Here is a 12698-nt window from a genome sequence, read left to right on the forward strand (position 1 = left end):
GCACTTGACTGCCGCGCACGCCCCACAAAAAAAAATGTAAGCTGGACTTGCCGGCACGCAGGCCGACGCATGACGCCGAGAAAAAAAGCCCGCCGCGGCCGCCCCAAGAAAGCCGGCCGCCCGGGAAGTTGACACCGCCACACGACCGACACCGATCCGGGCGTGGAAAGCAGCATGATCACGCTCTATTCCTACCCTGAGCTGTTTGGCGTTGCCGACAACAACGGCTACGGCCTCAAGGTGTTTGCCTTTCTCAAGCTTACTGGCGTGCCCTTCTTGCACGAACACCTCTTCGACGCGTCGCAAGCGCCGCGTGGCCAGCTTCCCTACATCGTCGATGACGGAGAGACGATCGGCGACAGCGACGCCATCATCGCGCATCTCGTTCGCAAATACCGCCTGACCATCGATGACGGACTGAGCAGCGCCCAGCGCGACACCGACCTGATGGTCACGCGCCTACTCGACGACCTCTACTGGGTCATGTCGTATTCGCGCTGGAAGGATGAGCGCTACTTTCCAGCCTTCAGCGCAGCCCTGAGACGCGAACACCCCGCTCTCACCGAAGAGGGAATTCGCAAGGCACAGGAGTTCAATTTCCAGCGCTACTATTTCCAGGGTATCGGCCGCTATTCCCCTGACGCTGCCTACGCACGCGGGCTCGCCGACTTGCGCGTTCTGGCAAACCTGATCCCGCCGAGCGGCTACGTCCACGGAGCCGAGCCGGCCAGCATCGATGCCGCCATTTACGGCTTCACCGCAAACATATTCTTCTATGACATCGACACCCCGCTCAAAGCGTTCGTCTCGTCCAATCCCGGCCTTGTCCGGCACTGCACAGAGATCCACGCCGCGATCGGATCCTCGTGAACATCCGCCTCTCCGTCATCTCCAGAAGACAAGAGTTGACCCGCCGCGGCCGCTCCAAGAAAACCGGGCGGCCGAGGCGTTAGGCGTCTTTAGGCGTGCCCAAGGGGCCAATAGGTGCACCGCACCGGCACAATCAATGATGATGCGCCGACACGCTCTTCACGTACTCGGCCACCACCTCGCGCTGAGCCGTGTGGCCTAGGTCGCCCAGGCTCAGAATGCCGACCATGCGCTTGCTCTTGTTGATCACCGGCAAGCGGCGAACCCGCAGCGATTCCATGTGCGCGACGGCCTTTGTCAGATCGTCGTCGTCCCGGCAGCAATGGATTCCGGATGTCATCACGTCACGCGCCGTCGACCGTCCAGGATCGAAGCCATCCTTCGCCAGACCGCTGCAGACGATGTCGCGGTCCGTCACCATCCCGATCAGCTTGTCGTTATCGCCGATCGGCACCGCGCCGATGTCCCGGCCGCGCATCAACTTTGCAATCTCGGTGATCGGCGTATCCGGGCCAACCCACTCGACGCCTTTGTGCATTGCGTCTTTGACTTTCATGGCGGACCTCTCTGGATTGAATTTATGCGAAAAACATGAATTTCCGGCCGCAACGCATGGCCGTCTAAATTTATGTATGTCGGCCGGATCCAATTTCGAGTTCGAAAACAAGGAAGGCGCGAAGGCGGCGCTTGCAAACAACCCGATTTGAGAGCGCGACCGCTACCGCTCCCAGAATGAAACCGGTAAAATGCGACGAGGCGGGGCGGAGCACCTAACCGAGGAGGCTCCCATGCCAACCTATGTCGTGCTCGCTTCCTTCACCGAAAAAGGCGCCCATGACGTCAAAGACACCGTCAGCCGGGCCGACAAGTTCAAGGAGATGGCCAAGAAGGCCGGCGTCACCGTGAAGGACATGTACTGGACGCTTGGGCCGACAGACGTCGTGACCATTTGCGAGGCGCCAGACGACGAAACAGCCACGTCTCTTTCCATGAGCGTCGCCGCACGTGGTTTCGTCCGCACGCAAACCCTGCGCGCCTTCACGCCGTCCGAAATTCAAAAAATTCTCGATCGCCTCGTGTAGAGCGCAGACACGCAAGCGGCGGCCTCACTGTCCCTGCCGCCCCACGATCCAGACGACGAACAGCAGAACCAGAAGCCCGACGGCAAGCCACAACGAGACGAGAAAGAGGAGTAGCGGGGCCATCGGCTCGACGCTGCGAAGCACGAGCACGAACGTCGCTGCGAACAGGGACAGCGCCGCGACCTGTCCGATCGCAAGCAACCAACGCGACGCGCTCGAACGCGCGAGTTGCAATCCAATCCACGCCGACAGCACCGGCAGCAACGCCATCCCGCAGATCGCGGTCAGTTCTTTGGCGGAAATCTCGGACAGCGTCGCGTGATTGTTCACGCGCGTCGTGTAATAGGCGGCCGCGCCCACCAACCCGACGTGCAGGGCCGCGGCGATCTTGGTGATCCGATTGGGATGCATGCGGGCGCTCCCCCCGAGGCGCGATCGCGAGCCTAGCATCTTTTCGGAGGGTATCGGGATGCGGATTGGAGCGGGCAAATCACCCGCTCCAAATGCCGGGATCAGCCGCAGGCCGGGCGCGAGGCCTTGCAGTACGTCGTGAGAGTATCGTCGCGGCAGGTCAGAGCGATTTGTCCCGACGGCTTCAAGCCTTTGGCTTCGATGGCGTTCTTGAGCGCGGCATTGGCCATGAACTTGGCGAGGTCGCGCGTGACCATATCGGCCGAGCCGACTACGGTGCGGCAGCCTGCTTCGGCGCCCTGAGTGCACAGAACCGCTGCGGCAATCGAAAGAATCGCAAGACGAAACATGGGCGGAGCCCTCCGTAATTTCACCGAGGGTTATTCTTTACGCCGAAATGCATTTTCGCACAGACGCCGATCCAAAGGATTCCATCACAAGCAGTGGAATCGAACGCAACCGTGGCTCCGCTGACACGTAGAACGCAACGAGGCCGCACCGTCCGCCGCCGCACAGTCCTTGACGCCACCCGACCCGTCGCACACGCTAAGCGACCAAAGAGCTTGGGGAATCACAATGGGCAAAATCGGGCGCATCTTCATCGCGGGTCTTCTGGCCGCCCTGCCACTTCTGCTCACGATCTTCGTAACGGCATGGCTGCTGTCGCTGCTCAACCAGTACTTGGGACCGACCAGCGCCTTCGGCAGGTTTCTCTCCTCGCTCGGCTTCGGCATCGGGCCATCCGAGATCGTGCCTTACTTGATCGGCCTCGGGCTGATCATCGGCGCGATCTACGCCCTGGGACTTCTGGTCCACTCCCGCCTCGGCGCTTTGGTCGCCAGCATTTTCGACAGCATCATCCGCCGCGTGCCGCTGATTTCGAACGTCTATGATATGTCGAGCCGCTTCGTCTCGATCGTCGACACCAAGAACGGCGACAGCCTGAAGAGCATGAGCCCGGCGTGGTGTTATTTCGGCGGCAAGCCGGGAGCAGCCGTCCTCGCCCTCTTGCCATCCAAGACGCCGATCACCCTCGGCGGCGAGGAGTATCTCGGCGTGCTCGTCCCCTCCGCGCCGGTACCGTTCGGCGGCGCGCTGATCTACGTCCCCGCGAAATGGGTCGAGCCGGCAGAAGGCGGCATCGACGAACTCATGAGCGTTTACGTATCGATGGGCATCACCCCACCGACGACAGCCGCCGCCAAGCCCACCGGTAGCATCTCAAGCTGACAGCGATCCGCATCCTATCGCAAGTTCGCAGGACCTGACGTTGTTCAACATCGTCAGGGCCCCGAGATCACGCAGCGCCTGAAGCCGTTGTCACGCCTGCGCAGTCCGAACGCCGATCAGCAAACGTTCAGGTGCCTGTCAGCTTTTGGCAGCACGGTCACTCCTTCCGTCCGCGACATCGTGCGACGGCTAGACCGTCGCGGCCATAGCAAACAGGATTGCAGCATGGATGCACTTGAATCCGGCGATGCGAGCACTGCGTCGAAGGTGGCAGCAATCACGCCGGCATTCTGGATCATGAAGATCCTCGCAACCACACTTGGCGAAACGGCGGGAGACTTCATTTCGATGACCCTCGGCCTGGGGTACTACGCCGGGCTCGCCATCACCTTCTCCGCATTGGCGATCATCGTATATTTTCAGATCAGCCGAGACTATCGCCCGCTGATGTTCTGGACGGCCATCGTCGCCACGACGACTGCAGGAACCGAAATCTCGGATTTCATGGATCGCTCGCTGGGGCTTGGATATCTCTGGGGCTCGGTCGTGCTGACCTCGGGCCTCCTGCTCACTCTCGCGATCTGGTACTGGCGCGACCGGAACCTCAGCGTGACTCCAATACTGCGCCGAGACATAGAAATCCTGTTCTGGATTGCCGTCTTGTTCTCGAACAGTCTCGGAACCGCGTTTGGAGACTTCCTCGTTGACGAGGGCGGCCTGAGCTTCATTCAGGGCGCTTTGGTTACGGCGGGCGTGATCGGCGTCGTGGCGGCGCTGCACTATCTGACGCGCGTGAATGACGTCCTGCTGTTCTGGATCGCATTCGTGTTCACGCGCCCATTCGGTGCGACATTCGGCGATTTTCTCACGAAGCCGATCGATCTAGGCGGCCTCAACCTCCCGAGAGAAAACGCGTCTCTGATTACCTTGGCCTTGCTGCTGAGCGTTCTCTATGTCTCGACGCGCCGTTCGCAACAGACAGCGGCCAGCAAGCAGTCTGCGTGAGCCATTGACGGCCGCCGCAGATCAAGCGGAATACGCCAACCGCAGCCCGCCCCAGTGGCGGCCCTGGATCATGATCGGGGCCGACACGTCGACCATTGGCACGAACGTGCCGCCCATGTCGCGCATGTAGGTTTGCACCAGGAACGGCTTCTGGTTCTTGCCGGCGCCGAGCCCGACGCGATCGTTGAAGATACGCCGGTTCCGGCAGTTGGCGGCGTTCCAGATCGGATCCACGCCTTGCGGCTTCGAGAACTTGCTGTTGTGCGTCGGCAGGTAGCCGTTGACGTCGACCGGCGCGCAGAACACCACCTTGCCGTCGAACTGCAACGCTTCGTCGATGATCGGCGTGACGATGCGATCGAACGCATCGATGTAGGCCGTTTTGAACTGCTGCGGATTTGAGTTTGCGATCGCCTGGTAATTCCGATCGAACAACGCCTCGATCGAAAAGACCCCGCGATCGAGTGCGGCCTGCAAGGCTTCCGACACCACCTCCGCGCGGCGCACCACTTCGAACACGAACGGCGAGTCCTTGGTTTTCACACCCGATTCCACGCTCGTCGTGATCAGCGCTTCACCCGCGAGCTGCAATTCACCGACGCGGGTGCCGACACGGCCGATATTGGCGGTTGAAAGCTTGAAGCCCTCCATCACCTGCTCGACGCCCGTGAGCAGCGACCGGCTGCGCGCGTCGATCGCCGAGGCCGCCGCCTGGATATCGGACGATTGCGCGACGAGATTGCCGACCGTCCCTTCGATGGAGTCGAACGTGCCGGAGATCACCGACGCGCTCTCGTCGACGGCGCGCGCCAGCTCCGCGCTGTGCCGCCCCTTCTCGATCAGGAGATTGGCCTTCGAGGTGAGATCGCCAACCGTCGCCGCGATCTCGCTGGTCGCCTGCGCCGTCTGCCCGGCAAGCGCTTTCACCTCGGCCGCGACGACGCCGAACCCGCGTCCGGCAGCACCTGCCCGGGCCGCTTCGATCGTGGCATTGAGCGCGAGGAGGTTCGTCTGCCGCGTGATGGCATCGATCCCAGCCGCAACCTTGGAGACCTTGCCGAGCGCCTCTTGCAACACCTGCAGAAGCTCGCGCTGCTCTGAGACGGTCGCGACCAGTCTCTGGATGCTGTCGAGCGACGAGCGGACAGCCGCGGCCGATTGCGAAACGTCGTCGTTGGCGCGCTGCGCCACTGCGAGGCTCGCATGCGCACCGTCCGCGATGCGCTGGTTTTCGGTACCAAGCGCCCGCATCTCCGACCCGATCTCCTGCATCTGAGCATTCTGGCCCTGGACGCGATCGCCGAGTTCTCTGATGTTGCAGGCGATGTCGATGATCTGATGCCCGACGCCCGTCGCCTCCTCGGCGAACCGGCGTACGAAGCCTTGCACGGCAGCGTCGCCTGACGGCGCGTTCGCCGTCGCAGCTGCGGAAGAAGCCGTCTCGCTCGCGACAGCCGGTTCGGAAGAGGTGCTTCGAAGCTTTATCATACGACCGAGATAGCCGATTCGGCTTAGCACGGACTATCGGTCCAGGGCCCGACTTTCGGCCAATAGGCGCGCATCGAAATCGGATCGTACTTTGCGCGCGATCAACCTGCGCCGGCGGATGCGGAGCGTCCCACGAGCCAGACGAAAAGCAGCAGAACGGCGAACCCAACGGCCAGCCACAACGAGGCGACAACGAGCAGCAGTGGCGCCAGCGGCTCGTCGCTTGCGAGCACCATCGCGAAGGCAACCGCGAACACAAGAAGCCCAACGCATTGCCCGATCGCAAGCAGCCGGCTGGCCTTCTCGCCCCGCGCGAGCCACAAGCCGATCAAGGCCGCCAACGCGGGCGGGAAAGCCAGCGCAGAAAACACGGTCATATCGGTGTTAGGCAGTTCGGAGAGCGGCGTGAAGTTGTGCACGCGGACGGCGTAGTAGACGCCCGCCGCGACGAGAGCGACATGCACGCCAGCCGTGATCTTCGTGATTTGAATGGGGGACATAAGCGAAGCCCTGAAAAGAAGAAGCGAACGACCGCTGCCAGATATTGCCTTCCCCATCTGTCCCAAAAGAAACAGCATACCGATTTAGCCGTGTTTCAGCGCCGTCCTTGATCTCGGCCGCGCGCGGCCGCACCCTGAGCCCGTTCCAAATCATGGAAGCGAGGCCGGACATGCTTCTTCAAGCCAGTAGCTCTGGAATAACTCTTCCTGAAATCGATCTCCTGCTCGCGGCAGGCGTTACATTGGCGACGGCGGCTACCGATGCGGTCTACGTGCTGTTCACCTCAGCCGTCATTGCCCGGCGCCGCATCTGGGCCGCCAACTGGAGCAGCCTCTGGTATGTACTCTCGTCGTTTGCGGTCATCTCCTATACCAACAACTGGATTTACATCGTTTTCGCGGCCATCGGCTCCTGGGCCGGCGCCTTCCTGACCATGACCTTCCTGCATCGTCCGCCCGGCAGCCCACCCGGGCCCTTGGCGCCTGCAATGACGGACGGAAAATGAGCCGACGAAAATTCGGAACCCAGCCTCGATTGACCCGTTTTTGTCCTGTCCCCAAAGCAACGACAGGAGGCTTCATGCCGAAAATATCGAAAGCGAAAATCCTGATCCTCGCCACCGACGGTTTCGAGCAATCGGAACTCGAGGTGCCGTGCGCGAAGCTGAAGGAAGCCGGCGCCCTCGTCCACGTGGCCGCCCCCAAGGAGCGCAAGGACAAGAAGGAGATCCGCGGCTGGAAGAACAAGGACTGGGGCGCGGGCGTTGCCGTCGATCGCGAACTGTCCGACGCGTCGGAAAGCTTCTACGACGCGCTCGTTCTGCCCGGCGGACAGATGAACCCGGATAGCCTGCGCGGAAATGCCGAAGCAATGAAACTGATCAAGGCCTTCGTGGCGTCCGGCAAGCCCGTCGCCGCGATCTGCCACGCGCCATGGCTATTGATCGAAGCCAACGCCGTGCGCGGCCGCAAGACGACGTCCTACGCCTCGATCAAAACCGACCTCCTCAATGCCGGTGCCGATTGGCGCGACGAAGCGGTGGTCACCGATCAGGGCATCGTGACGAGCCGCAATCCCGGCGACCTCGATGCTTTCGTCGCCAAGATCATCGAGGAGGTCGAGGAAGGAAAGCACGACCGCGCACAGCTAGCGGCGTAGCGCCGTCGCGCCTGGAATTCCTGGAATGAACGAGAGCCCGCCGGTCCGCAACGTGGACCGGCGGGCTTTACCTATCGCCGCAAGAGGCGACCAAGCGCTGTCCAAAAGTCCAATATCGGTCGGCGGACAATTCGAGTGAGATCCCCTCATACAAAAGTGCACCTCCGGACGCCGCGAAACCGCCCGAGAAGAGCGCACGAAAAAGCATGAGGGGAAACGCCGATGGGACAACTAAGCCCTGAAGAAACAATGTTTTTATTGGGCTCTGCCGTATTGGGGCTGGCGCTTGTAGTTTTCCTTTTCCGCCGCCTTGCAAGTCGCAGGAAGCCCGAGGTCACAGCTGCCGCCCCGGCCGCCGCCGTCGTCCCGGCACCGATCCGGTCGAGCGCCGAGGTCCACACGCTTCGCCCCCAGCAACCCGCTCCGCTCCCGCCAACCGCGCCGCCCCGGCCGGCCCCGATCCAGGCCGCACCGCAACCGTCGTACACCGCCATCGCCCTGGCCGAAGCCACGCGCTTTCCGCCGCAAGCAGCAGCTGTCGCACCCGCTAATCCGGCAAGCATCGACTACGCGAACGAGGCAGCCACTGTATCGCCAGGCGCATCCTATGCCGCGATCGCCGTCGCCAACGCCGCGCGCGCGACGCGCGGTCTCCCGCCGCTGGAGATTTCTCGACCCGCAGGCTACGACAACGGTAACGCCGCTCCGGCAAACGCGTCCTATACAGAGGTTGCGATCGCGGCAGCAGCCGGCCGGTCCGCACTGCGCGAGACAACTCCGCCGCCGCAGCAACGCATCGACTATTCGGACGTGCCGACCGAGATCCTCGCAAGCGCTTCCTACACCGCCATAGCGGTGGCAACCGCAGCAAGACACGCTTAAGCGGAATGCGACCGAGGCTCACTTGAAGCCTCGGTCGCAACCAAGCGATCAAACGTTCTCGTTCGCTGCCTTCCGGCCGAGCGCGTCGAGTTCCGCGAAATCCTTGTCGCTGAGCGACACGCCTGCAGCCGCGACGTTCTCGTCGAGATGCTTGACCTTGCTGGTGCCGGGGATGGGCAGCATCACCGGGCTGCGCTTCAACAGCCACGCCAGCGCGATCTGGCTCGGCGAGGCGCCGCTCTGCTTCGAGATGCGCTCGAGCGCCGACGACTTTGCGAGCGAACCCGACGCCAGCGGAAACCACGGAATGAACCCAATCCCCTGCGCTTCGCAATAGTCGAGCACATCCTCGCTGCTGCGATCCACGAGGTTGTAGAGGTTCTGCACCGTCGCGACCTTGAACACGGCCTGCGCGGCCTTGATCTCGGCGACGCTGACCTGGCTCAATCCCACGTGCCGGATCAGCCCCTCCTTCTGCATGTCGCGGACCACACCGAACTGCTCTGCTTGCGGCACCTTTGGATCGATGCGGTGAAGCTGCCAGAGATCGATGCGCTCGACGCCGAGCCGCCTGAGGCTCAGCTTCACCTGCTGGCGCAGATATTCCGGGCGCCCCACCGGAACCCACGTGCTCGGGCCGGGGCGGACCAGACCAGCCTTCGTGGCGATGACGATATTCTTGTAGGGATGAAGCGCCTCACGGATCAGCCGCTCGCTGACTTCCGGGCCGTAGCTGTCGGCCGTATCGATGAAATCGACATCGATCTCAGGCAAGCGTTTCAGCGTGCGGATGGCTTCCGCCGGATCGGGCGGCTCGCCCCATCTCCCCTCACCGGTGAGCTGCATGGCGCCATATCCGAGACGGCGCACAGACAGATCGCCGCCGATCGCAAAACGTCCCGAAAGGTCCGCTGAAATCTTGCTCATATCGCGTTGGTATCCCCTGTGATCGTGTGCTCCGCCATGTAGGGAGCCGCCGCGCAACATGCAACGCGGCGCAAGGGGAGAGCCAAAAACGCAACTGCACCCAGTAAAGTCGCCGCCGTTTCCGCTCTTGCGACATCTGAGTGTCAGATCACAAAAAAAGCGCCCGTCTCGCAACGGGCGCCGAGTCGACTCTGGGATCGAATGTTCACGCGGAAGGAAAAACGCTAGTTCGTGATTGTCTTTGAAGTGGGCACCGGGCCGCGGATATCGACCGCAACGCCACGCACCTTGCCGTCCTTGGTCGCGGTGCCTATCCACTTGCCGTCGGCATCCTTGCTCATCGGCGACACGTCTGTGTAGCCGAGATGAAGCAGATGCTGGCGGGCCTGCACTTCGGTGAACAGGCTATGGAGTGCGGCCCCGGAATTGGTCTCGGCGGCAAACGCAGAAAAGCTCGTGCCGGCGGCAAGCGCCGCGGCAAGGGACAGAACACGGATCATGGAATGACCTTTTGTGAGATGTGAGAAGAATGCGGAGACCAAGCCGGCTGCAGGGAAACAGGCAGCTTGGCCCTCACTCTGTGAACGCGTTCGTCGGCGCGTTAGATGATGTCGATGTCGGCCGGCAGATAGCTCGTGACCTCGAGGCCGACGTTCTGCTCGCGCACTTCGGGAGCGGTCCAGATTTTCATGGATTTTCTCCGTTTATCGGATGCTTTGGCACCGCAGATTATCCGCGAGCCTTCGATGACTAAGACATAGGGACAAACCGGAGCGACCGCCAATCACTCCCCTTCACATGGCGGTGCGAGGCAACACACGCTTCGTGATCGAGCGTGAACAAGCCCCCGCGGGGAACGGAAAACACCATCACGCACGAAGCGGCCTCACAACCGGCTCACGCGAATAAAGCCGCTGTAGCAGCGCATCGAGCGACACCGGACCCGGCCCCGCTACCGCGAGCCATCCGAACAGCGCCATGTAGGCCACCTCTTCGAATCCGAGCAGCGTTTCGAGGGAATTCACCTGGTCGAGCTTCGCCGAAACAATCGCGACGATCATCACGATCACGAGCGGCGTCGCAGCGAGCCGCGTAAAGAGCCCGATGAGCAGCAGCAAGCCGCCGAAGAACTCCACGCCCGATACGAACGGCGTCATGACCTCCGGCCACGGGATCCCCCATTCCCGGAAATTCTGGATCATCTGGGGCAGGTTGTTGAGCTTCGCCCAGCCGGTCCATAGGAACACCCAGCCGACGACGATCCGCGCAAAGAGCGGCGGCAACCAATGGAATACGGCCGAGCGCCGTTCCGGCATATCGATCAACCACGCAACGAGCCCTTGCATCGTCCTCTCCCAGATCTCGCTTTTGTCCGGCATGCGCCCAAAACACACGCCTTGAGGGACTACGAACCACCCGACCGGAAGTTTCATCACCCGAGCCGATTGTTGGGCCTGCCCTCTTTCCTCTAAAGTGATCTCGATCCGCCGCTGCTCTCGCGCCGCGGCAACAGCCTTGGCCAAAAACAGCCCTGTACAAAACCATGTCCGCTATCGAACCCGGCTATTCGCTTCTGACGTTGCTCTTGGCGTTCGCGATCGGGATCGTGATCGGCCGCGTCACGGCGGGCGGGCGCAGGGAGCGGCACGCGCAAGAAGCAAGCAGCGACACCATCGCGCTTCCCTCGGCGGAACTACGCACCGAGATCGAAACGCTTCTCGCCGACGACCGGAAAATCGAAGCCATCCGGGTCGCCCGCGCCGCACTCGGTCTTGGCCTCAAGGAAGCGAAAGACCTCGTCGAGAGCCTCGAGCCCTCCAACGCATCCGGCGGCGCCCGCGTTTCCTGATCCGCCTCGCGATCGGAATGCGCTGCTCGCGATGGCACCGCGAGCGAGCCAAGAAACCCCTCCATACCTTGGGGTTTTCCTGAACGAACTGTTAGCTCCACGCCGCGCTTTCGCCATGCCCCCTGGCCTAAAAAACAATCACATGCCGGAGGCCAACGACTACCAGGGAGAACAACATGAAACTCAAAGCCTTCATCGTCGCCGCGGCCATCGCCACCGGAGCAGCGCTTGTTCCGCAGATGGCATCCGCCGCCGCATTGCCGGCAGCCGGCGCGCACCAGTCGGCCATGCCTGAAAGCTCGATGCTTCAGGAGGTCGGTCGACGCCACTGGGATCGCCATCACCGCCCGCACTTCAATCGCTGCCGGGTCGCACGTCATGTGTGCGCCGATCGTTTTGGCTGGGGTTCGTGGCGCTTCCATCGCTGCGTCGCCAATCGCGGCTGTGCACGCTGGTAAAGCCTCGGGCTGCCGCCAGGCGCGCCAGTCCGTACGTCGACAATCCCTCGAAACGAAACAGGTGCGGCTTCCGCCGCACCTGTCTTTTTTTGTTTCGGATGAGCGAGACGCCGGATGGCAGCGGCTAAGACTTACTGCACCATGACCTTGGTGCCGTCCGCACCCTTGGCTTCGCCGCCGGCGAGGTCTCCGCAGCTCGCGCCGAGATACTTGCCGGTCTGCGTGATCGTACGTTTGACGGCGACCGTCTGACCGTTGTGATCTCCCGACGTCGTGCTCTCGATCTTGACCGCGAGCGAGCTTTGGAAATCGCCGGACATCTCGGTGTGGCCGGTTACGTGGCGGCTCGCGAACTGGCACGACATGTCGACCAAGGTCTTATCGCCGTCCTTCTTCACCTCGTACTTCGAGCACTGCTTCTCGTGCTCGTGATGGCTCGCCGTCACGGTGTTTTTTTCCATCTCCGCATCGACGCAAAGCGTCAGCGTCTGGTCCTTGGGTCCGAGCCCTTCGTCCATGGTCGTGGTCAGCTCCCAGAGACCCGCCTTGCGCTCCGGCAGCCGCACGGCATCGTCCGCCGCGGCAGCCCCCACGAACACGCACAGTCCGCCAACCCCCGCTCCCAAAAGACCGAACCAAGCCGACCGCATCCGAAAAACCTCCCATAATAACGTTATATCGTTTCTAGCCGCGACCATAACCGTCTGCCGGCTTGTTGCAAGCCGAGACTGGAATTCCGCCCGCAAGCGAGCAGGAGAAGTGGCAGCCGCCCCCAATAAACCCGCCGGGGATGCCGATCCAGAGCAATCGGTTCCCCGTAGAGATCGAAAAGGCAAA

At 62.2% G+C, this 12698-nt stretch carries 19 protein-coding genes; 9 read left to right on the plus strand and 10 right to left on the minus strand.

What is annotated here, in order from left to right:
* Positions 1–174 precede the first annotated feature (174 nt).
* The gene (locus RCO24_RS15400; RefSeq protein ID WP_308963359.1) at positions 175–870 is read left to right on the plus strand and encodes a glutathione S-transferase family protein; all 696 of its coding nucleotides are present in this window, start codon (positions 175–177) and stop codon (positions 868–870) included.
* A gap of 133 nt (positions 871–1003) precedes the next feature.
* On the opposite strand, the gene RCO24_RS15405 is transcribed toward RCO24_RS15400, so the two are convergent.
* The gene (locus RCO24_RS15405; protein ID WP_308963360.1) at positions 1004–1426 is read right to left on the minus strand and encodes a CBS domain-containing protein; all 423 of its coding nucleotides are present in this window, start codon (positions 1424–1426) and stop codon (positions 1004–1006) included.
* Between the two features lie 232 nt (positions 1427–1658).
* On the opposite strand from RCO24_RS15405, the gene RCO24_RS15410 reads away from it, so the two are divergent.
* Positions 1659–1952, plus strand: coding sequence for a GYD domain-containing protein (locus RCO24_RS15410; protein ID WP_308963361.1), 294 nt, complete (start codon positions 1659–1661; stop codon positions 1950–1952).
* A gap of 24 nt (positions 1953–1976) precedes the next feature.
* On the opposite strand, the gene RCO24_RS15415 is transcribed toward RCO24_RS15410, so the two are convergent.
* Both RCO24_RS15415 and RCO24_RS15420 read right to left on the minus strand, forming a co-directional pair.
* Entirely contained in the window at positions 1977–2363 is a 387-nt protein-coding gene (locus tag RCO24_RS15415; RefSeq protein ID WP_308963362.1) for a hypothetical protein, read from the minus strand.
* Positions 2364–2464: 101 nt separating this feature from the next.
* Positions 2465–2713: a hypothetical protein gene (locus RCO24_RS15420; protein ID WP_308963363.1), complete on the minus strand. Its 249-nt coding sequence runs from the start codon at positions 2711–2713 to the stop codon at positions 2465–2467.
* Positions 2714–2939: 226 nt separating this feature from the next.
* Between RCO24_RS15420 and RCO24_RS15425 the strand changes: the two genes are divergently transcribed.
* Positions 2940–3593, plus strand: coding sequence for a DUF502 domain-containing protein (locus RCO24_RS15425; protein WP_308963364.1), 654 nt, complete (start codon positions 2940–2942; stop codon positions 3591–3593).
* 225 nt (positions 3594–3818) lie between these two features.
* Entirely contained in the window at positions 3819–4598 is a 780-nt protein-coding gene (locus RCO24_RS15430) for a hypothetical protein (protein ID WP_308963366.1), read from the plus strand.
* A gap of 21 nt (positions 4599–4619) precedes the next feature.
* On the opposite strand, the gene RCO24_RS15435 is transcribed toward RCO24_RS15430, so the two are convergent.
* Entirely contained in the window at positions 4620–6086 is a 1467-nt protein-coding gene (locus RCO24_RS15435; protein ID WP_308963368.1) for a methyl-accepting chemotaxis protein, read from the minus strand.
* A gap of 101 nt (positions 6087–6187) precedes the next feature.
* Complete coding sequence (locus RCO24_RS15440) at positions 6188–6586, minus strand: hypothetical protein (RefSeq protein ID WP_308963370.1); 399 nt, start codon at positions 6584–6586, stop codon at positions 6188–6190.
* A 170-nt stretch (positions 6587–6756) separates the two neighbouring features.
* On the opposite strand from RCO24_RS15440, the gene RCO24_RS15445 reads away from it, so the two are divergent.
* From RCO24_RS15445 to RCO24_RS15455, 3 genes are all read left to right on the plus strand, one after another.
* On the plus strand, positions 6757–7092 hold the full coding sequence (locus RCO24_RS15445) for a hypothetical protein (RefSeq protein ID WP_308963371.1): 336 nt from the start codon (positions 6757–6759) through the stop codon (positions 7090–7092).
* Between the two features lie 74 nt (positions 7093–7166).
* Positions 7167–7745, plus strand: a complete 579-nt coding sequence (locus RCO24_RS15450) for a type 1 glutamine amidotransferase domain-containing protein (protein WP_308963373.1) — start codon at positions 7167–7169, stop codon at positions 7743–7745.
* Between the two features lie 249 nt (positions 7746–7994).
* The gene (locus RCO24_RS15455) at positions 7995–8627 is read left to right on the plus strand and encodes a hypothetical protein (RefSeq protein WP_308963374.1); all 633 of its coding nucleotides are present in this window, start codon (positions 7995–7997) and stop codon (positions 8625–8627) included.
* Between the two features lie 48 nt (positions 8628–8675).
* Here the strand turns inward: RCO24_RS15455 and RCO24_RS15460 are convergent, their stop codons facing one another.
* The 4 genes from RCO24_RS15460 to RCO24_RS15475 form a co-directional block, all read right to left on the minus strand.
* On the minus strand, positions 8676–9554 hold the full coding sequence (locus RCO24_RS15460; RefSeq protein ID WP_308963375.1) for an aldo/keto reductase: 879 nt from the start codon (positions 9552–9554) through the stop codon (positions 8676–8678).
* Positions 9555–9778: 224 nt separating this feature from the next.
* Positions 9779–10054 carry a hypothetical protein gene (locus tag RCO24_RS15465; RefSeq protein WP_308963377.1) on the minus strand — a complete coding sequence of 92 codons (276 nt, stop codon included), beginning with the start codon at positions 10052–10054 and terminating at the stop codon, positions 9779–9781.
* A 101-nt stretch (positions 10055–10155) separates the two neighbouring features.
* Positions 10156–10245, minus strand: coding sequence for a pyrroloquinoline quinone precursor peptide PqqA (gene pqqA, locus RCO24_RS15470; protein WP_020086736.1), 90 nt, complete (start codon positions 10243–10245; stop codon positions 10156–10158).
* 178 nt (positions 10246–10423) lie between these two features.
* Positions 10424–10900: a DoxX family protein gene (locus RCO24_RS15475; protein WP_308963379.1), complete on the minus strand. Its 477-nt coding sequence runs from the start codon at positions 10898–10900 to the stop codon at positions 10424–10426.
* Positions 10901–11097: 197 nt separating this feature from the next.
* On the opposite strand from RCO24_RS15475, the gene RCO24_RS15480 reads away from it, so the two are divergent.
* Both RCO24_RS15480 and RCO24_RS15485 read left to right on the plus strand, forming a co-directional pair.
* Positions 11098–11403, plus strand: coding sequence for a ribosomal protein L7/L12 (locus RCO24_RS15480; RefSeq protein ID WP_308963381.1), 306 nt, complete (start codon positions 11098–11100; stop codon positions 11401–11403).
* Between the two features lie 176 nt (positions 11404–11579).
* Entirely contained in the window at positions 11580–11861 is a 282-nt protein-coding gene (locus RCO24_RS15485) for a hypothetical protein (RefSeq protein ID WP_308963383.1), read from the plus strand.
* Positions 11862–11992: 131 nt separating this feature from the next.
* On the opposite strand, the gene RCO24_RS15490 is transcribed toward RCO24_RS15485, so the two are convergent.
* Positions 11993–12511, minus strand: a complete 519-nt coding sequence (locus RCO24_RS15490) for a DUF3617 family protein (protein WP_308963385.1) — start codon at positions 12509–12511, stop codon at positions 11993–11995.
* Positions 12512–12698 lie beyond the last annotated feature (187 nt).

The sequence above is a fragment of the Hyphomicrobium sp. LHD-15 genome (genome assembly GCF_031157355.1).
Lineage (GTDB): Bacteria > Pseudomonadota > Alphaproteobacteria > Rhizobiales > Hyphomicrobiaceae > Hyphomicrobium_C.